Origin of the sequence: Dictyobacter aurantiacus, assembly GCF_003967515.1 — a bacterium.
Taxonomy (GTDB): domain Bacteria; phylum Chloroflexota; class Ktedonobacteria; order Ktedonobacterales; family Ktedonobacteraceae; genus Dictyobacter; species Dictyobacter aurantiacus.
On record NZ_BIFQ01000001.1, the window covers coordinates 133,400 to 159,598 of the forward strand.

Consider the following 26,199-nt stretch of genomic DNA (forward strand, 5'->3'; position numbering starts at 1 on the left):
GAATGAGAAACAAGATAAGACCGCTATGGCTCTACCTCAACAATAAATCCCTTTGATTTGAGGCCTGCAGCCAGGCCAAAGAGACGTGCGTCTCCTTTAACCACCCATATGAGTTCAGGCTGCCTGGCTTTATTTGCATTCTGCTCCCATTCGCATTCATACGTACCCGTCCATTGACGATGCTGCACCCTGCCCTGATATTGCCACGCATTAGCCATCGGACGGCGATTATTAAAACCAAATCCAGACCCCTCAACGCTGGCAAAATCTTTACTCCTAAAAATAACCTTCATTTTGCTCCTCTTAAACATTATTTGCTAAACCTGATTGCGCACGCTGACAGGCCACCCTGTAGTATACAACCTCTCCCACCCTATCAGCATAGTCTCCTTGTAGACAACCAATTGCTATCAATGATAATTTCTGAACTGTCCTCAAAAATCGAAACAAAATGAAAAAAAGTAACGTATCATTAAGCGTATACAGACCTACAGAAGCGATCAATACTGATCGATCTCTGTGTTTAACCTGTGTATCAACTGGTTGACGCTATTTGCGATAGATGAAGAAAGAGAGCACTATGTCAACACTTGTATTCTGGATCGATGTCGATAATACCTTACTTGATAATGATAGGGTTAAAGAGGAGCAGAATCAGTTTCTGCTATCAGAGTTGGGGCCAGCCCTGACGGAGCATTATTGGAACCTCTATGAAGAAGTGCGCAAAGAACGGGGCGTGGTCGATATTCCTCTGACCCTGCGGCGCTTCCGCGAAAAAACTTCTCAAGACGAGTTAGACGCGCAAACCTATCAGCATGTGGTCTCAATGTTTGAGAATTATCCTTTCCAACAGGCGGTATTCCCTGGCGTCTTTGAAACATTGCAGTATTTAAATACTATTGGTACCGTCGTCATTGTCTCTGATGGAGATTTAAATTACCAGGCTGAGAAAATTTTTAATAGCGCGCTCGCTGACGCAGTTAATGGTCGTGTCATGCTATTTGTCCATAAACAGGAACACATCGATGAGATCACGAAACGCTATCCTGCGGATCATTATGCCATTATTGATGATAAACCCAGGATACTGGTTGACGTTCAGCATCTTATGCATGATCAGACTACTACGGTATTTGTAAAGCAGGGCAAATATGCAAAAGAAGCGTTTCCAGATGGCTTTGTTCCAGATATCGCGGTAGAGCATATCGCTGACCTCAAGAACATACCGGCGGAACAGTTCTGGCATCAGAAGCAGGGCTCTCGCTAGTACGATTGTATCTACGATACTATAGCAGACTACCATATCAGGGATAAGCCAGTTCGATAGCTCATCAACTGCCTTTATCCCTGCTCCTCCTATATTTGTACCCAGATATCTGTACAACCATACATCTTGCCAGCTATGCTATAGTAGCTAAAAACATACATCATAAGCCAGGCGCATCCTTTATTTTTTTGGACACCAATTGGGAATCCTTTCAAGGAGTATGTATGAATCAATATCCCGCCCCGTATCTCTCACTTAAGAAAGAAACTCTTTCTACCTTGTTTGAGGATATTTCACAGCGCCCGGACATAGAAGCCTGCGGTGTACTGCTAGGCTCTATTGATGCTCATGGGAACTGGCATGTCGATCAGGCCTATCCTCTGCGAAATACGGCAGCTTCACCCGTGTATTTTGAGTTTGCGCCAGATGAACTGCTGCAGATCGAGCTTCTATCCCCGGGTCAGGTCATTGGCGTTTATCACAGTCATCCAACCGGCTTTCCCAGAGCCAGCGCTACCGATTGCGAGAATATGCAACGCGTCAATCAGGACCAGCAGATCCCATGGGCCTGGATTATTATCAGAGGCCCTTTCGATGCGGCTTCCCTTCACACCATGCATGGAGAAATTACCCCTTCTTCTATGATCGCCTACCATCATTTTGAGTGCACTGGATTAAAAATTATCCCTATCGTCATTCAATCGTCTTAATACGTATCAGGCGCATAAAAAGTTGGTCATACATCTAGCCACACTTCTGTAAATGCGTTATAATCGATTTCCGAGGCGGTGTGTACGAGATGGACTCGCTCCTATCTTCATTGCAGCATCCTTTATCCCCGTAAGGGGTAAGGATAATAGTTCACGTCACAGACGGTCCTTGACGAGAAATACAATGCGCTAAAGCACATAGAAGGAGGCGTGCATCGATCCCTTGTCTTATGGCAGGGGTAGCTGCACAATAGAGCGAATGAAATGTTCAGGCTGTGGCAATGAGCTACAATCCGCAGGAGAGGTCTGTAGGGATTGCGGAAACACACCAGCATTTGATCCAACCTATGTGACACCTGGTGTTTCCAGCGAGTTTCATCAAGGTGAAACGGAAGCGATCAACCTTCCTCGCCGAAACAGCCAGCAGCTGCCTCATCAGCGTAACCCTTATCCACCGGATCCCAACTATGAAGCATTCCAGCACCAACCGTATAACGCTCAATCCGGTGGTCCGCCTTCTATGGCCAGACTACGCCGGGGACCTTCTCATTCAACCATCCTGGTCGCATGTATTTGCCTGGTACTGGTATTTATAGGGGCCATTGGCCTTTCTACCATGTATGTGACCAGCCAGGGTAATCAACAAAAAGCAACACAGGAGCCACTTCATACGTATAAGACTACGGTGGCTATGCCTACTACTACCACTGCTGTAATGTCCGCGACAGCGACACCGCTAGTTGTCCCAACAACGGTTCCAGAGGCCGGTTTTACATGGTGTGGTAGTGATTGTGCTCCAGATGGCTTTATAGATCAGTTCCCTGTCGGATGGCAGGCCAGCGCGCTTTCTGGCGTTACTGGTTTCCAATTTGTCAATCTGCAACAACCGGATCAGGTCGCTGTCTTTAAGCGTCTGGATAATCCGACAGGGACCGCGGATCAACTATTGGCGACCGAGATTCAAGCAGTATACGCCAGTAAGCCCGGCTATGAGGCCCCCCAGCCACCCACCGGTCAGACGGCAACGATTGGAGGCGAAACCTGGTCAACCACAGCTATTGCGTATATGAATAATCAAACCAAAGAACATGTTACTATCTGTGCAACTGTTCATCAAGGAAAAACCTTTGTGCTGGAATTTCAGGCGCCAGATGCTCAATTTGCACAAGTAAGTACGGCGTATTACAATATCATGATTGGTAAGTTCCAATTTACACAAACCGGGACACCATAATCGGAGGAAATGTTGAAATACTTTCTGAGCGGACTGGTGTTCGTAAGTGGCATGACAAGTTTAGCTCTTGAGATGTGCGCATCACGTCTCCTGGGGGCCTATTTTGGTACCTCACTCTTTATCTGGGGCAATCTCATCGGTCTGATTCTGCTTTACCTGATGGTGGGTTACTTTTTGGGTGGACGCATTGCCGATCGCTATCCTCATACACAGGTGCTGTGTGTGATTACGGCGACCGCGGCTCTCTCCATTATCATTATTCCCTTCGTATGTCAAAGCATTCTCACCTGGTCTGTCACTGGGCTCGAACAAGTTTCCGTCGGCATTTTTCTTGGCTCGCTGGTTGGCACAATGTTACTGTTTGCTATTCCAGTTATTTTGCTTGGACTCGTTTCGCCGTTTGCGATCCGCTTGATTACAAGTGATGTGAAAAAGAGTGGCCGGATCAGTGGCTCACTCTATGCTATTTCTACCGTTGGTAGTATTCTGGGCGCCTTTTTACCGGTGCTCTGGCTGATTCCTACCTTCGGCGTACGGCGCACACTGCTTATTTTTGGCGTTGTTCTCTTCGCGGCCTCGCTATGGGGCATCTTTCCCCGCTGGCGACGCGCCACATCGCTCCTGCCTGTGCCAGCGGTGATTATCCTGTTGATCGCGGCCCTGGCAGTGCCACTGGGCCCTTTGAAAGAGATCCCCGATCTGATCTATGAACAGGAATCTTTCTATAACTACATTCAGGTAACGCAAACTCCCGATGGCACACGTCAACTCATTCTGAATGAGGGAGAAGCGATTCACTCGGTGTATAACCCCAATAACCCCACCCAGTTGACTGGCTGGTACTGGGACTACTTCCTGGCAGCGCCTTATTTTAATCGGGGATTTAAGCCTGATCAGTTGAAACGCGTGGGCATTATCGGCCTCGCTGGCGGTACGGTAGCACGCCAGTTTTCTCAGGTCTACCCACGGGTGCAGATTGATGGCGCCGAGATTGATCCCGCTATTGTCAATGTGGGACGCCGCTACTTCAATATGAATGAACCCAACCTTCATGTATATACCCAGGATGGACGAACATTCCTGGCTTCATCCCACCAGACCTACGATGTCGTGGCTATTGATGCGTTCCAACAACCATATATTCCTTTCCAATTTACAACGCGTGAGTTCTTTACCCAGGTTCGCGAGCATCTTTCACCAACGGGCGTGGTCGCACTGAATACTGGACATACCGCGCATGACTATCGTCTGGTACAGGCCTTTGTCAATACGTTAAGTACGGTTTTTCCCAATGTCTATGTGTTCAATGTGCCGGGTACCATCAATACTGAGATTATGGCTACTATGCAACCAACCTCACTTGAAACGTTCCATTCGAATCTTTCTCAGTTCCCAGTCGATACAACCCTGGGGCAACTCGCCAGTGAAGTTCTACCTGTAGCTACACGTGGTCGCACAGACGGAGGCATCGTCTTTACTGATGACAAAGCACCAATTGAACAGATTACAGATCAGTTGTTGCTCAACTATATTTTGCAGCCCTGAATATTGACAGCAGCAAAGTAAATTTGTTGTAATGGGATAAGGGTTCTCTATCAGGCCTGAATAGATGAACATAGAAAGCTGAGAGGATATACGATCATGGCGGTAGTAGCAGTTATTGGTGCGCAATGGGGAGATGAGGGCAAAGGCAAGGTTGTTGATGAGCTGTCGATGCGGGCCGATTATGTGGTGCGTTATCAAGGTGGCAACAATGCCGGCCATCGTGTGGTGCATGATGGAGGTGAGTTTTCCTTTCATCTCGTCCCTTCGGGTATTCTTTTCCCTAATACTACTTGCATCATTGGCAATGGAGTCGTTGTCGATCCTAAAGCTCTGCTCGATGAGTTGGCGTTGTTACAGGCACAGGGCATAGACGTTTCGCGACTCTATATCAGTGAACGGGCGCACGTCGTTATGCCATATCATTTTGTGTTGGATCGTCTGGAGGAAGAATCACGCATAGGAGAGAAGTTAGAGGGAACACCACGTGGTATCGCTCCCGCCTATGTGGATAAGCACGCACGCACAGGGATCAGAATGGCGGAATTGCTCGATGTCGATGCCTTTCGCGCGAAATTGTCGATGATTCTGCAACAGAAGAATCGCATGATCACCCAGATTTATGGACAGCCAGCCCTTTCATTGGAAGAAATCCACGGCGAGTATTTTAAATATGGCCAACAGCTCTACTCACACGTGGCTGATACACAAAAAATGCTGCTAGATGCATTATCAGAACATAAGACGATCCTCTTAGAAGGTGCGCAAGGCGCTCTGCTGGATATCGATTTCGGCACCTATCCTTACGTTACCTCTTCTTCTACCATGGCGGCTAATGCGGCCGTAGGGGCGGGACTGCCCCCCCGCTGCATCGATCGCGTGGTGGGTATCTATAAAGCTTATACGACCCGCATCGGCAGCGGTCCGATGCCCACCGAGATCTTCGATGCCGCCACCGCTGATGTGCTACGCGAACGCGGTCACGAATATAAGATCCATAATGGCCGTGAGCGTCGCTGTGGCTGGTTTGATGGCGTGGCGGGACGCTTCATCGCTCAGATCAATGGCCTGGATGCCGCTGTCATCACCAAACTGGATGTGCTGGATACGCTCCCCACTATCAAAATCTGTACCGCCTATAGTCTGCGGGGACAGACCATCCATAGCCTCCCCGCCGCTCCCAACGATCTGGCTGCATGCGAGCCAATCTACGAAGAGGTCGAGGGCTGGCAAAGCAATACCAGCGGCATCAGCACATACGATGAACTGCCCGCCGCGGCCAAGAACTACTTGAAGCGGCTAGAGGAGGTGCTGGAGACCCCGATCGTCATGGTTTCATTGAGCCCACAGCGCGGCCAGACCATTCAGATCCAGGATATTCTGGCCGAACCTACCTATGATAATCATTATCCACGCAATGCGTTTAAATAGGCATGTATCTTGTGCGCATAATCGGCGCCAGTAGCATGGGGGCACGTGAGCACCCCCGCAACGCGGCCGCACGTTTTTTGTAGTGGGTGGGTGCATGAGGTGCGCGGATGCGCACCTCATGCACCCACCCACTACAAAAAACGGCTGCACTAACTCAAACCAGGGGGCTTTTGGTGAGGGCAGCCCAGGAGCGAGGATATTGCGTAGGACAGGCTTTATACTGTTCCCAATATAAGAGCCTACGACCATCGTCCAGGCCGTTCAGAGTCACTGGTACGTCGCTCTTCAAGCGTATCCCCAACAGGCGCGCTGCCCCCTTCCCCTGTAGCAGTTCTTCCCCCATCTCCCCCTTCTTTGGCAGCACAATAGCCCCTCCTACACGACAAAATGGGGCGCTACATTCAAGCAAGGCTGATAGCGAGGAGACAGCCCGCGCCGTCACCAGGTCAAAATTTCCACGATAGCCACGCTTATGCGCGAAGTCTTCAGCCCTGCCGTGGATAATCTCAACATCTTTTAAGTGAAGCAGGTCAACCATGTGTTGCAAAAATGTTGTTTTCTTACCTGTTGCCTCGATCAAAGTGACCTTCCACTCAGGGCGCGCAATCTTTAATGGCAGACCAGGAAATCCTGGTCCTGTACCAATGTCAAGTAGACGTATTTCCTTTTGTACATCATAGATCTGCAGCAACGACAATGAGTCGAGGAAGTGTTTGATCAACACTTCCCCTGGATCTTTGATTGCTGTCAGATTAAACCGCGTATTCCAATCCAGCAGTTCCTGCCGGTAGAGCAAAAAGGCCCCCTCAAGTGATTGAGGAAGACCCAGTTGCTCTAATCCTGATTGGAATACGGATAAGAAATCTTCAGACATATTACGATACTAACTTCCGCTTACTATTGAGATAATCAACCAGGAGATACTCTCCCAGATTGTCTTTATCCGCGTAAAATGTGCGGCCATGGTTGATCTGGGCCAGCTGGTTGACGAACGCTACCATCCAATGATCATCATAGAGCATGAAGGTATTAATGGTAATGTTCTCACGCGTGCAGCGCTGTACCTCCAGCAGGGTCTGCTGCTCGGCAAAAGGACTTGGGTAGGCAAATTGCCAGCCATATTCTTCCTCGTGCCAGACAGTTGGCCCACCATCAGTAATCATGATGATCTGCTTGTTGGCCGAGCGCTGTCGGGCCAGCAATTGACGCGCTAACATCAGGCCATGCGCCATATTGGTGCCGCGATCATTGTCATATCGGCTGAGCTCTATCAGCTCGTTGGGCTTGTATTCCCTGGCCATATAGGAAAAGCCAACGATATACAGGTTGTCACGTGGAAACTGTGAGCGAATCAGACTTTCCAGGGCAACCGCGACCTTCTTGGCCGCCTGCTGGCAGCCGTTATAGACCATACTAAGGCTCATGTCGATCATCAGCACGGTCGATGATTGGGTCGTCAGCTCAGTACGATAGACCTCGAAATCTTCTTTGGTCAGGTTGACGGGCGTGCCGGTGCCGCGGCGGTGCACGGCATTCATCAACGTTTTTTCCAGGTCCAGCAGGAATGGATCACCGAATTGATAGGCTTTGCTCTCATCGGTACGTTCACCACCGACACCACGGAAAGGACTGACATGCCGGCCAAAGCCGTCGCGCTTCATCTTGTTGAAGATATCCTGCAAGGCTTTCTGGCCAATTTTTCGAATACCACGAGCCGTGAGCTCCCAGCGGTTACCCTTTTTCTGGATGTAGCCAGCTTCTTCCAGCGTCTTCATCAGCTGCTTTAGCTGCTCGACCGATTGGTATTCTTCATCACCCAACAGGTCTTTCACCTTCTGGCTGTCGATGGCTTCCATATTCTCCAGGCGCCGCGCCTCTTGAAGCTGCTCCTCCAGCCCCTCCATCTGCTGCATACGTCCCATGACGCGCATAGCTTCGTTCAGGGGCAGGGACTCCTCGCCACGGAAAGGGAAGCGCGTGCGCATCTGATCTGATGGGGCAAGCGCCTCCAGATTCTGCGCCAGTTCCATCATGTCTACGCGAATGCGATCGTCTCCCATCAGCTGGTCCATCAGGTCCTGTAGTTCCTGACGTTGTTCTGGCGAGAGATTATCCATAATCCCTTGCATGGCTGCGGATTGCTGCTGCATCTGCTCGATCAGATCGTCCAGCGAGTTGACCCCTGGAAAGTACTGACCATGCTTCTGCATAAATGAGTCGAAGTCGGGCTCAAGACCCTGCTGGCGCTCGCGCAGCATCTTATTCAGATCACGGATCATTTCACGCATGTTGGCGATGTCTTCCGGGGACATATTCTGCAATGATTGCTGCATACCCTGGAAGAATTGCTGCATCATCTGCTGCTGCAGGCTTTGCATCAACTCGTTGAACTTTTCACGCGCCTGATCGTCCATGAAGTCGTAATCAGATAAACCTTTGATCTGGCCGGGAATATCCTTCGGCAGCCCATTGAGAAAATCTTGCTTGCGCTTGGCGATCATCTCCAGCATGCGCTGCTTCTGTTCAGGCGTTAAGCCATCCCCCTCTGCGCCACCTTGATCTGACTGACCTTGCTGGCCAGCCTGGCCCATCTGACCTTCACCCTGGCTTCCCATCTGAGACTGTTGACCAGCCTGGCCTTGCTCACCCCTCTGAGATTGCTGGCCCTGCTGGTTGCCCTGTTCAGATGGATTTGAGTGGGACGCTGGCTGCTTGCCATCCAGACGCTGTTGGATGCCTTCACGCTCAAGCTTTTTGATCTCTTCGAGCTTTTCACGCAGATCATCCATGACGCCCGACGCCATGTTGTAACGATTGAGCTGCTCCCTGCGCGTGTTGCGCATGCGCTCCATCATTTCACGCAACCCCATGGTGCGCTGACCATCCTGCCCCTGAATGCCGTCCCGCATTAGACGCTTTAACGCCTGCTGCAGATTGCCATCCTCCATGTAGTCATCGGCAAGAGCGTTGAGGATATCATCCGCATCGATCCCTTCGATCTTTTGCGTTCCGTCCCAACGGCTATAACCATAGCGATTTCGGTAAAATCGATTGAACATGCTTGCGTCCTCTAGCGTCGATAGCGCGTTTTACCACCTACTTCATCCTTATTAAGACGTCGGTTCAGATGGAGGCCTTCGAGGATAAACTCAATGCTAGACGCAACTAAAGCTGGATTTCCCCGGCCGTGCAGTTTGTCAATCGCTTTGCTCAGACCACCGACCTTTGAGAGTTGGTTGACATATTCCATCGAGGGCATGTCTTCACCAACCTGAACATTTAGTCCACGCTCAAAACCTGCTACTAATTGCTCAAATTCACGCTGCTCGAAGTACTGTCCAAACACGCTGAGAATAGCGTTATTAATCAACTTCTGAACGACACGCTCTTCTTTGATATCACCAACAGCGTCCAACTCGATCTTGCCGCTGGTCGATGCCATGATGGCCTCCAGGTCACTAACGCGGGGCACAACCTGCCGCTCCTTTAAGCGGAGCGCCCTGCGACTGGCATTGCTGAGCACATTTTCGTAGTTCGAAACGGTGACACGCACACTCACACCAGAACGCTGGCTGATGTCGTTGCTGTGCCGGGCCAGGTGGGTCACTTCCGCGATCACTTCTTTCATAAATTGCGGGACCACCACATCCAGACCCTCGGTCAGGAATTTGCTGCTCTCCTCTTCCATGATCGCAATTTCATGATCAATGGTGAGAGGATAATGGGTACGAATTTCTGAACCAACTCGGTCTTTCAGTGGTGTAATGATACGACCACGATTGGTATAGTCCTCCGGGTTCGCGCTGGCAACTACATATACATCCAGTGGCAGGCGAATCTTATATCCACGGATCTGGACGTCGCGCTCCTCCATAATATTGAGCAGACCAACCTGGATACGCTCGGCTAGGTCTGGTAGCTCATTGATACAAAAGATGCCACGATTCGTGCGCGGGATCATACCATAGTGGATGGTCAGCTCATCGGAAAGATAACGGCCTTCAGCCACACGGACCGGGTCAACCTCACCCACAAGATCGGAGATAGTGATATCAGGAGTCGCTAGCTTCTCACCATAACGACGATCCCTTGAAATCCACTCGATTTCCGTGCGATCACCAAATTCGGCGATTTTATCGCGGCCAGCCTTGCTTATCGGATCAAACGGATCATCATTGATTTCACTGCCGGCAATAATTGGAATATATTCATCTAATAAATTCACCAGGCTGCGTGCGATACGCGTCTTGGCCTGACCTCGTTCACCAAGGAAGATAATATCTTGCCCTGAGAGGATAGCATTCTCAATCTGAGGAATCACGGTGTCCTCGTAGCCAATGATCCCTGGGAATAGCTCTTCTCCATCACGAATCTTCTGGATAAGATTTTTCCGCATTTCTGCTTTCACGGAAAGCACCTTATATCCACTATCACGCAATTCACCAATAGTGCGCGGTCGTGTAGTGATAGTCATTCAGTTTATGCTACCTTTCTTGGGGGGTTGGCTCGTGTGATACATGTCTGGGATTGAGGGCGGGTAACCGATCCGGCATGTTCCAACGGGACCAAAAAACATGTGGAACCATACTTGATTCTACAGCCTGCAATGAGAAAACGCAAGGGTAAACCATCTGTAAACGTTTGCTACAGTTGCATTTTCATGCCTTTTTCTGGTTTATCCTTGCGTTTTTTGTCGCAGAGTGCGTTTTAATCCGCTACGCTAGACCGCTCTGGCCATGCGTGTGGGCAGATGCTGTGGTACGCTGGTGACGACGATGCCCGGCCGGAAGAGCAGGGCAGCCTTGAGGGTCAGCGCCGTCTGGTTGTGCAAAAGGTGCTCCCATAGATGGGTCACGATAAATTCCGGTAGTAATACGGTCAGCGTGTAGTCCGGATACAGTTCATGAACGGTATCAATATACGCCAGTAAGGGGCGTCTCAGCGAGCGGTATGGTGATTCGATAACCACCAGTTCGGTCTTTTCGCTGGCCCCGATATTGGGACGCCACTGCTTCCATGCTTCACGCACGCGCTGCTCGTCTTCCGCATCGATCGCGACATGGACAGCGATGACATTATCAGAGATCGAACGGGCATAGGAGAGACTCTGGACAGAAACCCGGTCCATACCCGCGATCGGTACGATGAACAGGTGCTTGATGTCAGCCGGTTTGGCTGGAATGTTCGTGGTACGCTCCTGTTCGACCCGCTTGTAGTGAGCATGAATTCCCATGAACATTAATACCAGCACGGGGATCAATACGACAACGATCCAGGCGCCGGATAAAAACTTGGTATACGCGATGACCAGCGCTACCAGGGCCGTCGTCAGGGCACCCGTTCCATTGATAATGGCGCTGCGTATCCAGTTCTTTTGCTGGCCTCGCAACCTCCACCAGTGCAATACCATACCACTCTGGGAGAGCGTGAAGGACATAAAGACGCCCACTGCATATAAGTCAATCAGATGGTCGACGCTGCCATCAAAGACCAGCAACAGGGTGCTGGCCATAATCGCCAGGCAGACAATGCCGATCGAGAAGGCCAGGCGGTCCCCACGAAAGGCGAACTGATGGGGCAAGAAGTTGTCGCGCGCCAGCAAGGATGCCAGGCGTGGAAAATCCGCGTAACTGGTGTTGGCCGCCAGCGTCAAGATCAACAGGATTCCGAGCTGGAAGACGGGAAACATGAAGGCCAGCGGACCACTGAAGACATGGGTGGCGATCTGCGCAATCACGGTCTGGTTACCGCTGGGATCTGGCGCGATCCCATTGGTGAGGGTAAGGATGGTGATGCCGCCGAATAAGAAGCCAAGGATGATAGCCATCCACATCAAGGTGGTTCTGGCGTTTCTGGTTTCTGGCTTCTTAAAGGCTGGTACCCCGTTGGAGATCGCCTCAACACCTGTCATGGCGGAACAGCCCGAGGCAAATGCCCTCAGGACCAGGAACAGCGAAACGGATTCGGTTACTTTGACCGCCTGGTTATTTATCGTGTGAAACGTGCCAATCAACGGCTGATGATGGATCACAAAGGCATCAAAAATACCTACAATAATCATCAAGGCCGCGCTAAAGACAAAGAAGTAGGTAGGAATGGAAAAAATAGAGCCCGACTCACGTACACCGCGCAGGTTTACGACTGTAATGAGAATTACCAGCGCCACATCCACCCAGGCCTCTAAATGGGGCGCATTCAAAAAGTGAAAGAAAGGAATTGAAGCAAGATTTTGCACACCCGAAGCCACGCTTACCGAGACGGTTAACACATAATCGATCAGGAGCGAGGCGGCTGCGATCAGTCCAGCCTGTACACCCAGATTGTCTTTAGCCACTATATAAGAACCACCACCGTTGGGATAGGCAGGGATTGTCTGGCTATATGATAGGGCAACGATTGCTAATAGGACAATGATGGCGATACTGATGGGCAAGATCAAATGTAAAGAGGTTAATCCCGCGAAGATGAGAACCCCCATACAGGCTTCAGTGGCATAGGCTACTGAGGAGATCGCGTCCGACGAGAGGACCGCCAGCGCTTTGAATTTGGTCAGCCGCTCATGTTCCGCCTGCGAATTAGCCAGTGGGGCACCAATCAATGCCCTTTTAATATAGTAAAAGATGCGACTCCCACCCTGCGGCGGGGCTAGCATCTCATCGGTAGCCTTGAGTAATCCAGGACTGACGCTCTCCAGAGCCTTTTTACTGGGCCGAACCGTTCGAATCCGTTCGTAACTGGGATACTTCCCTCGAATAATTTCTGTACGAACAATGCGAGCAGGATCATCTTCATCGATGAAACCTGGAGCCTCCAGCATATCTTCTTGTACGTTCTTGTCAGAGGTATTGAGGATCCGTGTTTCCTTCTGATCCATCGCTTGTGCTCTCCTATAGTGCCACAGCATCGAGAATAAGGTGGACAGCGATTCCAGCAGTGTTCAACATACATAGCGTATCCTGTACACAAAGTCGCCGGGCAGCGTCCAGCTTCACATAACTGATGAATTATATGGCATAGGATCTCAAGAAACCCTAAAGAAAAGAAGCGATTCTCTCAATATTTTATCAGCGCTCTTTTTCTATTGTCCTGGTAGTGTTCAGGCGTCCGTCACTACCGGGTGCGCATCTATGTCTGCGGCATCAATGCTGGCTTCTTTTTGCTCGCCCGGGACATACGCGACAGCCAGAAAATAGAGCGCTCTTTCCATCTCTGCCATGTTGGATATCTGAGAGGCAAACTAACAATGAGGAGAGGAATGTGGCTGTTGAACAGTAATTGCTGCATCTCCTCATGGCTGATTAGCAGCGCTTTTTTGTGGCGCATAAATAGTAAGATGGCGTCACATTCCATTTCGCTGGATAGAGCCTGCATGCTTTTAGCGCTATCGATGCTATAGAACTCTATCGATTCAACCGGTACCTGAAAGCGCCGCGCTTTGTAATCAGCCAGAATCAAAAAATCTTGCGATTGCTCGATATGACCTGGCAATGGACGTTGCGATTTTCGATCTGTAGATCGCGTAAGCCACGATCCCACAACCAGTGTCGCCTGCGTCTGGCGCGCAAATAGAAACGCATAATCGAGGGCGGGGCCATCGATGCCATGCGTAAAAGGAAGCAACAAACGTCTCATCGAGAACGTCTCCCCACTCTAGCAACTGTTGGATCTTACTACATCACAGTTTCAAAAATAAAATATCAGCGCATGTATATGCTTTGTAAACAACAACAGTCCGCACCTATCAGGTCATTCCCGAACTTATTCCTGGCGCCCGGGTCTACGTTTGAGGGGAACCAGGTGGATATCGGCATCAGAGGTTAAACGCAAAACGCGATTGGTGACCGAGCCATACAGCAGGACCTCCCACCGGCTATGCGCTGGCTGCCCCAATACGACCTGGGTAACATGCTTTTGCTTCACCAGATCCGCAATAGTGCCAGCGATGTCGGTGCTGCTACGCCGAATAATTTCCGCGCCCAGGTCTTCAGCCAACAAGGCATGCTCGTCTACTTTCTTTTGGATCTCTGCGTATCGCTTCTTTATATCGCTGCCATATTTAATGAATGCGATGGCTTTACGTAGAAATGCAGGATAGCCGGTTAGCTGGATCGAGACCGCGATCAGGTCCGCATGCAGTCCATGCGCTAGTCTCCAGGCGTCGCGAATGATTTCGCGGCTCTGTGGCCGGTGGTCAAAACCAACCAGCACGCGCTCGGTAGTGGGCCACTGCGCTTTGATGTCATGTTCGGTCATATACCTCTGCAGCTGTGACTCTGCTTTATTCGCCGTTAGACGCAGAGCTAACTCGCGCAGAGCGGTCAGGTTCCCTTCGCGGAAAAAGTTTTTTAAGGCCGGCTCAATACGTTCCGGCGGATAAATATTGCCGTGCTTCATGCGCTGACGCAAGGCGTAGGGTGCGATATCAATCAGCTCAACTTCGTCGGCCTGGTCCAGAATACGGTCAGGCAGGGTTTCGCGCACGCGCACACCAGTGATGCTCTCCACTAAATCATTGAGGCTCTCTAAGTGCTGCACATTGAGCGTGGTTACGACATCGATTCCGGCATCCAGGATATCCAATACGTCCTGATAACGCTTATGGTGCTTCGAGCCCGCGACGTTGGTGTGAGCCAACTCATCTATCAACACGATCTGTGGATGACGCGCGATAATAGCTCCAGTATCCATCTCCTCAAGATGCACTCCTCTATAGGCGATGGTTTGACGAGGGATGATCTCAAGGTCACCTATCTGCGCCTGAGTCTGCTCGCGCCGGTGGGTCTCCACATAGCCGATCACGACGTCAGAGCCTCGCTCTTTGCGGCGGCGCCCTTCGTTGAGCATGGCATAGGTCTTTCCGACACCCGCTGATGCGCCAAGGTAGACGCGTAAACGTCCACGGCGCTTGTCTCCTTGATCGTGGTCGGTATGCGCAATGCTGCTGGATTGCTGATCACCATCATCCTCACGCAAGCGATAGCGGTCCAGCAAAGCCTCTGGATCTGGACGGCCGTCATCCTGTATGCGTTTATCTGGAGGCAGTGCACCCATATGTCTCTATCCATCTCCCCATCATTGGTAGCTTGCTTACCGTTTCTTCCCTACTTTACCACACTATAGGGCCGCGACAGCTCTGGTGTTGGCGTCGCAGTCCATGGGTGTGCGGGCCCATTTATTTTTCCAGGGCATCCAGTGCCAGGTTCAGATCCAGTACATTGACATGATCTTCGCCCAGGATACCCAGGAAACGACCCTGTACATGGTTCATCACCAGCGTCTTCACGGCCTCCTGACTCAGACCACGCTCTTTAGAGATACGGGGTATCTGGAAGAGGGCCCCTGCCACCGAGATGTCCGGGTCCAGACCCGATCCAGAAGCGGTAACCAGGTCAACCGGTACCGGCGTGCCAGGATTCTCCTTCTGCAACGCCTGAACGTTCTGCTGCACATTTTTTAGCAGCGTGCTGTTCGTGGGTCCGAGATTGGAGGCCGATGAGTTCTGCGCATTATAGGGCTCGCTCTTACTGGAGTCCGTCTCCGAGAGGGTCGCGGATGGCCGGCCATGAAAGTAGCGAGCCGATGTCCAATATTGTCCGATAAGGTCGGAGCCAACCTGCTTCCCATCTGAAGTCGTGTGGATACTGCCGTTGGCCTGATAGGGAAAAATCAGCTGAGATAGACCTGTGGCGATTCCCGGATACAGAAAGCCTGTGACGATTGTGAACACGAGTGTTAAAACAATCGCTGGCCGAATATTTTTTTTGATGGTCTTCATTTCACTTCCCCTATCCTTGCTAGGCGAGATGCAGCAACACTAGCAAGAGGTCAATAAGTTTGATACCTATAAATGGAACAATCAACCCACCCAGTCCATACATCAATAGATTACGCCGCAGGAGCGGGCCCGCGCCCAATGGACGATAAGTCACTCCGCGCAGAGCCAGTGGGACCAATGCGATAATGATCAGGGCATTAAAGATTACCGCCGACAAGATGGCGCTATGTGGTGTAGCCAGGTGCATAATATTTAAGGCGCCCAGTTCGGGAAAAGCGACCGTAAACATAGCCGGAATAATCGCAAAGTATTTGGCAACGTCGTTGGCGATACTGAACGTGGTCAACGCTCCCCTGGTCATCAATAACTGCTTGCCGACTTCGACAACTTCAATTAATTTGGTGGGATTCGAGTCGAGGTCGACCATGTTGGCGGCCTCTTTGGCGGCCTGGGTGCCCGTATTCATGGCGACACCGACATCGGCCTGCGCCAGCGCGGGAGCGTCATTGGTGCCGTCACCAGTCATAGCCACCAGACGTCCACCGGCCTGCTGCTCTCGAATCAGCTGCATCTTGGTCTCAGGTGTGGCCTGCGCCAGGAAATCATCAACACCAGCCTCTTTGGCGATAGCGGCGGCCGTCAGCGGATTGTCACCGGTGATCATAATGGTGCGAATGCCCATGCGACGCAACTGATCAAAGCGCTCATGCATGCCACCCTTGACGATATCTTTGAGCTCAATGACGCCCAGGACTCTGGCCTCTTTCTTCGTCGCTCCATTGGAACCAATGCGCTGGGATTCCGCGACTACCAGTGGCGTGCTGCCACCACGAGCAATCGAACTGACCAGTTGCTCCAGTTCACTGTCCGCTGAACCTCCCAGTTCTTTGACATAGTTCAAAACCGACTCGGACGCGCCTTTACGCACCGAGTGCATCGAGCCGTCGGCATGACCATTGAGGTCCACGCCGCTCATGCGCGTCTGGGCAGAGAAAGGGACAAAGGTCGCATGCCCGTCAGCCTCTTCATGCAACCCATAGCGCTCATTCGCCAGCGCCACAATTGAGCGCCCTTCAGGCGTCTCGTCCGCCAGGCTGGACAGGAGCGCGGCATGCGCCAACTCTTTCTCCTCCACACCTTTCAGTGGGACAAAGCGACTGGCCATGCGGTTGCCCAGCGTAATCGTGCCGGTCTTATCCAGCAGGAGCACGTCGACATCGCCAGCGGCCTCAACCGCGCGCCCGCTCATGGCCAGTACGTTGCGCTGCACCATACGGTCCATCCCCGCGATGCCAATGGCGGACAACAGACCACCAATAGTAGTCGGGATCAGGCAGACCAGCAAGGCCACCAGCGTGGTGATCGAGACCGGACTGTGCGAGTAGATGGCAAAAGGTTCCAGGGTTACAACCGCCAGCAAGAAGATGATGGTCAGGCTGGCCAGCAGAATATTCAAAGCAATCTCGTTCGGCGTTTTCTGACGCGCCGCGCCTTCCACCAGGGCAATCATCCGGTCAAGGAAAGTCTCGCCGGGATTGGCGCTGATCTGGACTACAATCCAATCCGACAGGACCCGCGTGCCACCGGTGACAGCGCTGCGATCACCACCACTTTCGCGGATGACCGGGGCCGATTCTCCGGTAATAGCGGATTCATCGACCGACGCGACACCTTCTACTACATCACCATCACCCGGGATGACGTCACCGGCCTCAACCAGCACAAAGTCTCCTTTGCGCAGGTCCGGCGCGGCTACCTCTTGATAATCAGACTGCCGTCGGCCCTGCTTAAGTCGCTTCGCCATCGTGGTGGTGCGGGTCTTGCGCAGGGTGTCGGCCTGTGCTTTTCCTCGTCCTTCCGCCATGGCTTCAGCGAAATTGGCAAAGATGACGGTAAACCAGAGCCAGATCGAAACAGCCAGCACGAAGAAGGTTTCACTGGCGGGACCGATAAAGAGGTAACGCACAAATTCCACCGTTGTAATCACGCTGCCGATCTCAACCACAAACATGACCGGATTCTTGAGCTGCCAGCGTGGATCCAGCTTCTTCAGCGAGTCCACCAGGGCACGGCGTATAATCGGTCCATTAAAGATGGAACTGGCACTTTTGCGCCGCGTCTTCCATTGCTTTGCTTCTAGTGAATCAGTACTCATCTCTTAAAATCTCTTTCCAACCAGCATCAGTAGATGTTCAACCACAGGACCCAGCGCATAGGCCGGGAAGTAGGTTAGAGCACCCACAATCAAAATCACACCGATTAGCAGAACCACGAACAAAGGTCCTGTGGTTGGGAACGTACCCGCGTTGGCCGGCACCACTTTTTTCTTCACGATCGCTCCCGCCAATGCCATGACAGGTACCACAAAGGCGAAACGCCCGATCAACATCGCGAAACTCAACGTCCAGTTATAGAATGGTGTGTTCGCACTCAAACCGCCGAATGCAGAGCCGTTGTTACCTGTACCGGATGTATAGGCATACAGTATTTCTGATAAGCCATGCGGACCTGGATTCAAAATCGAACTCATACCCGCCTGCAACACAGCCGCGATAGCCGTAAAGCCCAGGATGGATGCTGGCAAGATCAAAATCGCCAGGGCGGCCATCTTCATCTCTTTCTGCTCGATCTTTTTGCCCAGGTATTCGGGCGTACGGCCAACCATCAAGCCAGCGATAAACACAGCCAGGACCGCGAAGATGAGCATGCCATACAGTCCAGAGCCAACGCCACCAAAGATGATCTCGCCTAAAGCGATGTTGAGCATCGGAATCATGCCACCAAGAGGCGTGAAGCTATCAAAAAAGCCGTTAACAGCACCACACGAGGCATCGGTGGTGATGGTCGAGAAAAGCGCGGTCTGGGTAATCCCAAAGCGTACTTCCTTGCCTTCCATATTGCCACCCGCCTGATATGCGGTGACCGCCTGGTTAGCTCCTAGATGTGTCAGGAGAGGGTTGCCAGACTGCTCGGCAGGCAGGATCACAAACACCCCGATCAGGAAGAGAATCCCCATCGCCGCCCAGATCGCCCAGCCCTGTCTGGTGTTACCCGCCATCTTGCCAAACAGGTAGGTCAGACCTGCCGGGATCGCAAAGATGGCTAGCATCTCGACCATGTTGGTAATAACATTTGGATTTTCAAATGGATGCGCCGAGTTGGCATTAAAGAAACCTCCGCCATTGGTGCCGAACTCTTTGATAATCTCCTGTGAGGCGACCGGTCCCTGAGCAATCACCTGCTTGACCCCTTCCAGGGTCACGACCTGGGTATAAGCATTAAAGTTCTGAATCACTCCCTGTGAGACCAGGACCAGGGCGCCAACAATTGAAATCGGTAACAGAACATAGAGAATGCAGCGAGTAATATCTACCCAGAAATTCCCCAGATGCTGCGCGCTGCGCCTGGTCAGACCACGCACAAAAGCCAGCGCCAGGGCGATGCCGGTCGCCGCCGAGGCGAAGTTATGGAAAGCCAGGCCCGCCATCTGCGTAAGATAGGACATGGTCTGCTCGCCAGCATATGCCTGCCAGTTGGTGTTGGAAGTAAAGCTGGCAGCAGTATTAAAGGCCAGTTGCGGCTCGACCGCGCCAAATCCCTGGGGATTGAACAGGGGACCATGCCACTGCTGGGTGCGCTCGAAAAGATAGAGCAGCAACATGCCGGCCACGCTGAATAACAGCATCGAAATGGTATAACCGGTCCATTTCTGCTCTTCCTCGGCATCAACACCCGAGAGACGATAAAACACACGCTCTACGGGAGCGAACACAGGGGTTAACCAGGTTCGTTCACCCGTAAAGACTCTTGTCATATAGAGACCCAACGGCTTGGTAATCAGTAAAAGAATTACCAGGTAGATAAGAACCTGTATGACGCTATTGGGCGTTATAGGCATCTTTTCTTCCTCAATTTCAATCTATTAGAACTTCTCAGGTGCCAGTAAGGCGATAAACAGATAAACAGCAATGATCAGTGTCACAAGACCAACCAGCAGATACTCCAGCGGCGTGTTCATTGCGCTCACTCCCTATAAATGCTCACACCCGAAGGTGAAGCCGATACAACAAAGAAAAAAAACAATGCTGACAAGCATAATCAGGATATCAAGCATGAAATCCCTCCCCGTTCACTTTCATTCTGGCGCACAGCTCGCGCCTCTCAGCTGCTTCAGCTGCCAGGCGCAACACCGCTTCCATGGGAAATGGTTTCGGCAGGTAAGAGAGAGGATGAAATTCTGCCAGGCGGTGTGGACTCACCCTGACCGCCGAAAGCACTACCACAGGCAACTTCCCCTGCAGCATTTCATCTTCCTCTCCTAAAGAACATTCGCCACATTGAATGGCTCGCAATACATCCCACCCGGTCTGATCCGGCAGATTGATGTCTAGCAATATGAGATCGATTGTTTTGGTACGCAGATAATGAAGAGCACTTTGAACATTGGTGGCACAACTTACTTCGTGTCCCCGCGCCAGCAGATTGCGCTCTACCACATTGCGTAAGACATCATCATCTTCAACCAGCAGAATTCGCGCCCCTGTCATATCTATAAATCTTTCTATGGTGAGACCATCAAATCTTCCTCATACCTGCTCCGAGATCAAATATATCCCCTATCTGCTCAATGCGCGGTCAAAAGAAAAAAAACAATCCTCAAAAATCCCTCAAGATATCCTGAGCATGAGCCTGACCATTGCCATTGTGGTGGAACGTGAACGCCCCCGCACTCGCGTCCGCTACGCGGCCGCATTGTTATTTTGAGATGGTGCCTGGAGGGCGCGGATGCGCCCTCCAGGCACCATCTCAAAACAGGCTTGGGAGCATCCCCAGGTATCAAAATAGCCCATATGGTAGTACAGCCAGGGCGCATCCACATCCTTCGGGCACCGTCTCAAAACAGGCTTGGGAGCATCCCCCAGGTGTCAAAATACCCCATATGGTGGTGCAACAGAGCACATCCGCGCCCTCCAGACACCATCTCAAAACAGGCTTGGGAATACCGCTGGTATCAAAATAGTCCATACGGTGATGCAGCCAGGCACATCCGCGCCCTTCAGGCACCACCTCAAAACAGGCTTGGGAGCACCATCGGTGTCAAAATACCCCATATGGTGGTGCGTCCAGGGTGTATCCGCCCTCCATGTACCGTCTCAAAACAGGCTTGGGAGCATCCCCAGGTATCAAAATAGCCCATATGGTAGTACAGCCAGGGCGCATCCACATCCTTCGGGCACCGTCTCAAAACAGGCTTGGGAGCACCATCGGTGTCAAAATAGCCTGTATAGTGGTGCAACCGGGGCGCGGATGCGCCCCGGTTGCACCACCATCACAACCAGCGCGGCCGCGCAGCGGACGCGCGTGTGAAGGTGCTTACCTCAAAGATTTATCAGAAAAAAAGCCATTATTATCAAAAATGGGTCAAGAGAACTAGCCAAAAGCTAAAAATTATGTCAAAATTTACCCTTAAAAGGTTTTACTTGTCCTATCCTGCTGTGCTACACTATGGAAGCGTACATTGTTTCGACTACGTATATTGTTATAGGGCTATTCGTAGTGTGGTAAGGGTAGTCCACACGTTGTAGTAGGAACATAGATAATTTCCCCCTTTCAAAGGACGATTAAATAGTATGGCACAGGAATCTGTGACTCAGAACACACACACCATCGTGCAAAACCAGGAAGACGAACATTCGTCAGGCAAAAATTTGCTTGGACCCCTTCTCTGCTGGGCTGTTGTCTTCGCAGATATTGGCACCTCTGTCTATTACACCCCCGGTATTCTTTACCAGACGGTACAGGGACTGGCGGGCTTTTTCGTATTTCTGACGATGTCCGTCTTTATCTTGCTCGCCCTGAAGTACGCGGAGGTAACCCATCGTTTCCCTCAGGGTGGCGGTGTCGTAACAGTAGCCGCGCAAGCCATCAACCCCTGGTTCGGGGCCTTGGGCGGTATGTTTATCCTGGTAGACTACTTTCTGACTGCCGCGATCAGTAGTCTGTCAGGTATCCTCTACTTTAGCGTGGTCTTCCCCGCTATCGGTGGTGTGACTATCCCGCTCTTTATTACTATTGGCGTGTTGATACTTCTGGGTATCTTGAACTGGGTTGGTATCAGCGAAAGCGCGAAAGTAAGTCTGATAGGTGCGATCATCGCCTTCGTCAGCGATATTGCCATCCTCGTGACTGTTTTTACCCATCTTTCACTGCCGGAATTCTTTGGCTTGATCGGCAAAATGTTTACCAGCCACAATCTGACGCCATTTTCGCTGCTGGCTGGTTTCGCGGGTTCCTTCCTGGCTTTCTCAGGCCTGGAGAGTATCTCGCAGCTCTCACCGGTCATGAAAAAGCCGCATAAGAAGGTCGCCGGGATCGCATTGACCCTGGTCGTCCTGACAGTTGGTATAACCAGTCCGCTGTTAACGATGCTTTCGACGCTGTTGCTTCCCAGTGCCGCGCAGAACGCGACGCAGTCGGCACAGATCATTTCTTTGCTGGCGGGCAAATGGGGTGGGCAGGTGTTACAGACAGAGGTGGCCATAAGTGCCAGTGCCCTGCTTGTCTTCGCCAGCAACACCGCGATCATCGGCGCCTATCACGTCTTCATCGCCCTGTCACGCATGGGATTTCTGCCAGAATTTATCCTGCAGCGCAATAAACTACGCGGTACTCCTCACCTCTCCATTGCCCTGGCGACCGGTATCCCCATCGCCGTGCTCCTGCTGGTATGGGGAAATATTAATATTCTTGGCGATATGTACGCCTTTGGTCTGCTCGGCGCGTTCTCACTGACCTGCCTGGGACTGGACATTGTACGTCTACGGGATTTGAAGCGTGCGCGAGCATTAAAGCAGGCAGCGAGCACGCAGCGCGAGACGCAAGAAAAAGAGACGCACAAGGCCGTCGAAGTGCATGATTTGATGAAGTCTAACGTTCAGCCAGCAACAACTGCAGTTGATAAGCACTCCAATGAAATGGGCGGCCTGGGAGGCCAGGTCAATGAGACATATGAAGCAACCAGGCTGTGGTTTAAAATCAATCTAGGTCTGGGTATTCTCACGACGGTGCTGGTAATTGTGGCCTGGAGCACTAATCTGGTCACCAAGCCGCTGGCCACAGCCTTCGGCGGCGGTGTCACAGTCATTGGCATGGGTCTCGCATACTATAATCATAATCGCCAACAAAAGGAAGGAAGGGTACCTGTACCGGTTGTGGTTACGCGACTTCAGGGTACCTATCCTAAAACTACCCTGGCTATCCTTACACCGCACAATCCACACAATGGCGCGGTCATCCGAGCGGCGATCAACAATGCCAGCGCCGATACCCCATTGCTGTTCCTGTACCTGGCTGGTAAGCGGCCGCGTCCAAGTGCTCCACGTATGATGGAAATTATCGATCCTTACCTGGACGATCAGGAGGCTAAAGATACCTTCAGTAAGGCCGAGGCTTTAGCCATTAAAGCCAAAGTCCCGAACCGAACCTATATCTATCTCCAGGAGGAGCCTGAATTAGCTACACAGATCTGGCAGTCGATCCATCCACGCGATACCCTGGTTGCTATTGAAAATGATAGTCAATTTAAAGATATCAACCCGGATCGCGTTCGCTATGAATTAACGCCGGAAGGGAAAGTAGCGCATCTGCTGAAGCGGTGGTAATACCGCTTCAGCAGATGGCTGGTCCCGGACGTTACGCACCTGGGTACCATAAGAAGAACGTGAGCGGTGGTCTAAAAAAGCGTGCTGAGCACGCTTTTTTAGACCACCGCTCACGTTCTTCTTATGTTCTTTATTCTTCGGTATTAAAGCGGTAGCCAACTCCCGATACGGTCAGGATAAAGCGGGGATGAGCAGGATCGGGCTCGATCTTGCGTCGTAACTGACCAACGTAAACGTGCAGGTAGTGCGCTTCGGTTCCATATCCCGTTCCCCAGACCTGTGACAGCAGCATCTGGCGCGTCATGATCTTTCCCCGGTTCTTGATTAATGCCTTCAATAGATCATACTCTGTAGGGGTAAGCTTGACCTCTTTTCCGTTCACCTGTACACCCCGTTGCGCGAAATCCACTCGGAGTGGTCCAGCCGTAAAGATCGGCTCGGTGCCAGACTGGATCTGAGCCGTATGCCGCAGGGCAACCCTGACGCGCGCCAGTACCTCGTCTATACCAAATGGCTTGGAGACATAGTCATCAGCACCCAGGTCAAGCGCCAGCACTTTGTCGCGCTCGGTGTCTTTAACGGATAAAACAATGATCGGCAGGTTGGACTGTTCACGTACCTTACGGCAAACCTCCAGGCCACTGATACCCGGTAGTCCCAGGTCCAGGAGTATGAGATCCGGCCTGTGCTGCCCTACTTCTTCCAACGCCACTTCACCGCTTTCAGCGGTAAATACATCATAACCATGGGCGACAAGACTACGCTGCAGCGCACGTAAAATTTCGATCTCATCGTCAACAACCAGTATACGGGCTCCACTTTTACTCATGCGTGTGTCCTTCTATATGTGCCAGAGGCAAGGTAAATCGGAAAATAGCACCACCGCCAGGCCGATTCTCTGCCCAGATACGACCACCATGGGCCTCGATTAATCCGCGGCATACCGCTAATCCCAGGCCGGTCCCCATGATACTCGTTGCTCTCCTTGTAGCACCAGAGACTCTGTAAAATTTATCAAAAATACGTTCTAGATCGGATTGGGGAATACCAGGTCCACGATCCGCCACACTCACTCTGATCTCACTATCAGTGACATCAACAGTAATGTCTATTGGAGAGTCAGGAGGAGTATAGCGTACGGCGTTTTCTAGCAGATTGGTAATGACCTGGTCTATCTGTAAATAATCCAGTTGCACCGGCGGCAAATCATCGGGCATATGGATAGTCACATTTCTATCCCGCAATACTCCTTGCATATGTCCACTTACGTCGTGAATAAGCTCACCAATAGGATACCACTCTTTTTCGGCTTTGAGGGCCCCTCCTTCAATACGTGACATATCTAATATATTGCCAACCAGTCGATTGAGCCTGTCTGTCTCTTTTTCAATGGCCTGCGCAAAACTTTTCTTGGACTCCTCATCCCATTCTACATCTTCCTGCAGCAAACTACTGGCGGCCGCTTTAATCGATGAGAGCGGTGTGCGCAGATCGTGTGAGACCGATGAAAGCAGCGCGGAACGTAGAGCATCGGTACGGCGCAGCAACTCGATCTGCAATGACTCGCGATGCAGCCTTGCTCTCTCAATCATAGCGGTCGCCTGGTCAATAAAGGCCCAGAAAAAAGCATTCTGGTGGTTGAGGTCTTTTCCCTCATCGATGAGTGCTCGCTCGATTGGGAAACGGCGCGACCCACCTACCATCAGGAGGCGCGCCACCCCTACGACTTTCTGCGCCTGGTGCATAGGTACCAGGCGCACGTAGCTGTGCGCCGAAGGAGTTGCCTGAATTACGCGCCGAAAGCGAAATGGGAGCGCCTTGTCCGTGTCGATATAGAAGTCAATGATCCTTCCCTCCAACATAACAGATTCAGCTGTCTTAATCTCATCTGAAGAGAGTTGCAGGTGTGTGGCATCTTGCAACGCATCCGCCTGCAAGCTCAGTTGTCCGTGTTCGTCCGGCAATAAGATAGCACAGTCGATCACTCCAGCCGTCAAGAAGTTATTCACAATCGCATGCGCTATGATATCGAGTTGCCGCTCCAGATGCTCTTCATTGGTGGTGGCGTTGACCAGTTCATAGAGCGCCCGCGTCTCCTTCTCGCGCTGCGTTGCTTGCTCAGCCCTCCGACGCAACGCGGAGGCGAGTTCACCCGTAATAATCGCAGTGACCAGAAATATAAAGAGCGCCAGCCATTCTTCAGACTTCTGAATTGAAAAAGTAAAGAACGGGGGTACCAGAAAGAAATCAAAGGAGAAAAAAGCGATTATCGATGCAATGACTGCCGCATATAGTCCGCGCGTCGTGGCCAGACCCAGGACCACCAGTAAATAGAGAAACGAGATATTTGGAATAGCAGGATAGAGCCTGGCAAGGTAAATGATGCCAGTAATCAGCAGCGTGAGCAAGACAGCCAGGCAAGCATCGATGATCACCCTTCGCGTATGGTGTTCTTCGGTAACGCCCAAAAAGAGAACTTGTTGCATGTTTTTCATGGCTTCAGCTTCATCATCCTCTACCATTTTGGGATCAATACTGTCGTATTCTTGATATTTTACGATGAGAGCATATCACATAAT

The 26,199-nt window shown here is 51.4% G+C and carries 20 protein-coding genes; 6 read left to right on the plus strand and 14 right to left on the minus strand.

The annotated features are described in order from the left end of the window. Positions 1–23: 23 nt before the first annotated feature. Complete coding sequence (locus tag KTT_RS00580; protein WP_126594135.1) at positions 24–293, minus strand: hypothetical protein; 270 nt, start codon at positions 291–293, stop codon at positions 24–26. Positions 294–580: 287 nt separating this feature from the next. Here KTT_RS00580 and KTT_RS00585 point away from each other — a divergent pair, with 287 nt between their 5' ends. From KTT_RS00585 to KTT_RS00605, 5 genes are all read left to right on the plus strand, one after another. Then, entirely contained in the window at positions 581–1,267 is a 687-nt protein-coding gene (locus KTT_RS00585; RefSeq protein ID WP_126594136.1) for an HAD family hydrolase, read from the plus strand. Positions 1,268–1,491: 224 nt separating this feature from the next. Continuing rightward, a complete protein-coding gene (locus KTT_RS00590; protein WP_126594137.1) occupies positions 1,492–1,977 on the plus strand; it encodes a M67 family metallopeptidase in 486 nt (161 codons plus the stop codon). Positions 1,978–2,236: 259 nt separating this feature from the next. Beyond that, positions 2,237–3,211, plus strand: coding sequence for a hypothetical protein (locus KTT_RS00595; RefSeq protein WP_126594138.1), 975 nt, complete (start codon positions 2,237–2,239; stop codon positions 3,209–3,211). A 51-nt stretch (positions 3,212–3,262) separates the two neighbouring features. After that, on the plus strand, positions 3,263–4,756 hold the full coding sequence (locus KTT_RS00600) for a spermidine synthase (protein WP_160145550.1): 1,494 nt from the start codon (positions 3,263–3,265) through the stop codon (positions 4,754–4,756). A 96-nt stretch (positions 4,757–4,852) separates the two neighbouring features. After that, positions 4,853–6,184, plus strand: coding sequence for an adenylosuccinate synthase (locus tag KTT_RS00605; RefSeq protein ID WP_126594140.1), 1,332 nt, complete (start codon positions 4,853–4,855; stop codon positions 6,182–6,184). Positions 6,185–6,338: 154 nt separating this feature from the next. Here the strand turns inward: KTT_RS00605 and rsmG are convergent, their stop codons facing one another. The 11 genes from rsmG to KTT_RS00660 form a co-directional block, all read right to left on the minus strand. Next, complete coding sequence (gene rsmG, locus KTT_RS00610; protein WP_126594141.1) at positions 6,339–7,058, minus strand: 16S rRNA (guanine(527)-N(7))-methyltransferase RsmG; 720 nt, start codon at positions 7,056–7,058, stop codon at positions 6,339–6,341. Between the two features lies 1 nt (position 7,059). Further along, entirely contained in the window at positions 7,060–9,243 is a 2,184-nt protein-coding gene (locus KTT_RS00615; protein ID WP_126594142.1) for a vWA domain-containing protein, read from the minus strand. 11 nt (positions 9,244–9,254) lie between these two features. After that, on the minus strand, positions 9,255–10,658 hold the full coding sequence (locus KTT_RS00620; RefSeq protein ID WP_126594143.1) for a sigma 54-interacting transcriptional regulator: 1,404 nt from the start codon (positions 10,656–10,658) through the stop codon (positions 9,255–9,257). 246 nt (positions 10,659–10,904) lie between these two features. Further along, on the minus strand, positions 10,905–13,058 hold the full coding sequence (locus KTT_RS00625; protein ID WP_235845554.1) for an APC family permease: 2,154 nt from the start codon (positions 13,056–13,058) through the stop codon (positions 10,905–10,907). Between the two features lie 251 nt (positions 13,059–13,309). Further along, on the minus strand, positions 13,310–13,816 hold the full coding sequence (locus KTT_RS00630; RefSeq protein ID WP_126594144.1) for a hypothetical protein: 507 nt from the start codon (positions 13,814–13,816) through the stop codon (positions 13,310–13,312). Between the two features lie 126 nt (positions 13,817–13,942). Continuing rightward, positions 13,943–15,235: a universal stress protein gene (locus tag KTT_RS00635; RefSeq protein ID WP_126594145.1), complete on the minus strand. Its 1,293-nt coding sequence runs from the start codon at positions 15,233–15,235 to the stop codon at positions 13,943–13,945. Between the two features lie 121 nt (positions 15,236–15,356). Beyond that, the gene (gene kdpC / locus KTT_RS00640) at positions 15,357–15,950 is read right to left on the minus strand and encodes a potassium-transporting ATPase subunit KdpC (protein WP_162511805.1); all 594 of its coding nucleotides are present in this window, start codon (positions 15,948–15,950) and stop codon (positions 15,357–15,359) included. A 28-nt stretch (positions 15,951–15,978) separates the two neighbouring features. Beyond that, complete coding sequence (gene kdpB / locus KTT_RS00645; RefSeq protein WP_126594147.1) at positions 15,979–18,114, minus strand: potassium-transporting ATPase subunit KdpB; 2,136 nt, start codon at positions 18,112–18,114, stop codon at positions 15,979–15,981. Positions 18,115–18,117: 3 nt separating this feature from the next. Then, positions 18,118–19,857, minus strand: coding sequence for a potassium-transporting ATPase subunit KdpA (kdpA, locus tag KTT_RS00650; protein WP_174844770.1), 1,740 nt, complete (start codon positions 19,855–19,857; stop codon positions 18,118–18,120). 24 nt (positions 19,858–19,881) lie between these two features. Continuing rightward, a complete protein-coding gene (locus tag KTT_RS00655) occupies positions 19,882–19,977 on the minus strand; it encodes a potassium-transporting ATPase subunit F (RefSeq protein WP_126594148.1) in 96 nt (31 codons plus the stop codon). 88 nt (positions 19,978–20,065) lie between these two features. Then, a complete protein-coding gene (locus KTT_RS00660) occupies positions 20,066–20,506 on the minus strand; it encodes a response regulator (protein WP_126594149.1) in 441 nt (146 codons plus the stop codon). Between the two features lie 1,083 nt (positions 20,507–21,589). Here KTT_RS00660 and KTT_RS00665 point away from each other — a divergent pair. Continuing rightward, positions 21,590–23,620 (plus strand): APC family permease, encoded by a 2,031-nt coding sequence (locus tag KTT_RS00665; protein WP_126594150.1) that lies wholly within the window; start codon positions 21,590–21,592, stop codon positions 23,618–23,620. 130 nt (positions 23,621–23,750) lie between these two features. Here the strand turns inward: KTT_RS00665 and KTT_RS00670 are convergent, their stop codons facing one another. After that, positions 23,751–24,449, minus strand: a complete 699-nt coding sequence (locus tag KTT_RS00670) for a response regulator (protein ID WP_126594151.1) — start codon at positions 24,447–24,449, stop codon at positions 23,751–23,753. Then, positions 24,442–26,142, minus strand: a complete 1,701-nt coding sequence (locus KTT_RS00675) for an ATP-binding protein (RefSeq protein WP_126594152.1) — start codon at positions 26,140–26,142, stop codon at positions 24,442–24,444. Before KTT_RS00675 ends, KTT_RS00670 begins: the two co-directional genes overlap by 8 nt. Positions 26,143–26,199: the final 57 nt, after the last annotated feature.

Coding starts and splice junctions, on each gene's coding strand:
- KTT_RS00675 (WP_126594152.1), bottom strand. CDS start 26,142: ATGGTAGAGGATGATGAAGCTGAAGCCATGAAAAACATGCAACAAGTT.
- KTT_RS00600 (WP_160145550.1), top strand. CDS start 3,263: ATGACAAGTTTAGCTCTTGAGATGTGCGCATCACGTCTCCTGGGGGCC.
- KTT_RS00590 (WP_126594137.1), top strand. CDS start 1,492: ATGAATCAATATCCCGCCCCGTATCTCTCACTTAAGAAAGAAACTCTT.
- KTT_RS00625 (WP_235845554.1), bottom strand. CDS start 13,058: ATGGATCAGAAGGAAACACGGATCCTCAATACCTCTGACAAGAACGTA.
- kdpA (WP_174844770.1), bottom strand. CDS start 19,857: ATGCCTATAACGCCCAATAGCGTCATACAGGTTCTTATCTACCTGGTA.
- KTT_RS00655 (WP_126594148.1), bottom strand. CDS start 19,977: ATGAACACGCCGCTGGAGTATCTGCTGGTTGGTCTTGTGACACTGATC.
- kdpB (WP_126594147.1), bottom strand. CDS start 18,114: ATGAGTACTGATTCACTAGAAGCAAAGCAATGGAAGACGCGGCGCAAA.
- KTT_RS00635 (WP_126594145.1), bottom strand. CDS start 15,235: ATGGGTGCACTGCCTCCAGATAAACGCATACAGGATGACGGCCGTCCA.
- KTT_RS00665 (WP_126594150.1), top strand. CDS start 21,590: ATGGCACAGGAATCTGTGACTCAGAACACACACACCATCGTGCAAAAC.
- KTT_RS00660 (WP_126594149.1), bottom strand. CDS start 20,506: ATGACAGGGGCGCGAATTCTGCTGGTTGAAGATGATGATGTCTTACGC.
- KTT_RS00630 (WP_126594144.1), bottom strand. CDS start 13,816: ATGAGACGTTTGTTGCTTCCTTTTACGCATGGCATCGATGGCCCCGCC.
- KTT_RS00605 (WP_126594140.1), top strand. CDS start 4,853: ATGGCGGTAGTAGCAGTTATTGGTGCGCAATGGGGAGATGAGGGCAAA.
- KTT_RS00620 (WP_126594143.1), bottom strand. CDS start 10,658: ATGACTATCACTACACGACCGCGCACTATTGGTGAATTGCGTGATAGT.
- KTT_RS00580 (WP_126594135.1), bottom strand. CDS start 293: ATGAAGGTTATTTTTAGGAGTAAAGATTTTGCCAGCGTTGAGGGGTCT.
- KTT_RS00595 (WP_126594138.1), top strand. CDS start 2,237: ATGAAATGTTCAGGCTGTGGCAATGAGCTACAATCCGCAGGAGAGGTC.
- KTT_RS00615 (WP_126594142.1), bottom strand. CDS start 9,243: ATGTTCAATCGATTTTACCGAAATCGCTATGGTTATAGCCGTTGGGAC.
- KTT_RS00670 (WP_126594151.1), bottom strand. CDS start 24,449: ATGAGTAAAAGTGGAGCCCGTATACTGGTTGTTGACGATGAGATCGAA.
- rsmG (WP_126594141.1), bottom strand. CDS start 7,058: ATGTCTGAAGATTTCTTATCCGTATTCCAATCAGGATTAGAGCAACTG.
- KTT_RS00585 (WP_126594136.1), top strand. CDS start 581: ATGTCAACACTTGTATTCTGGATCGATGTCGATAATACCTTACTTGAT.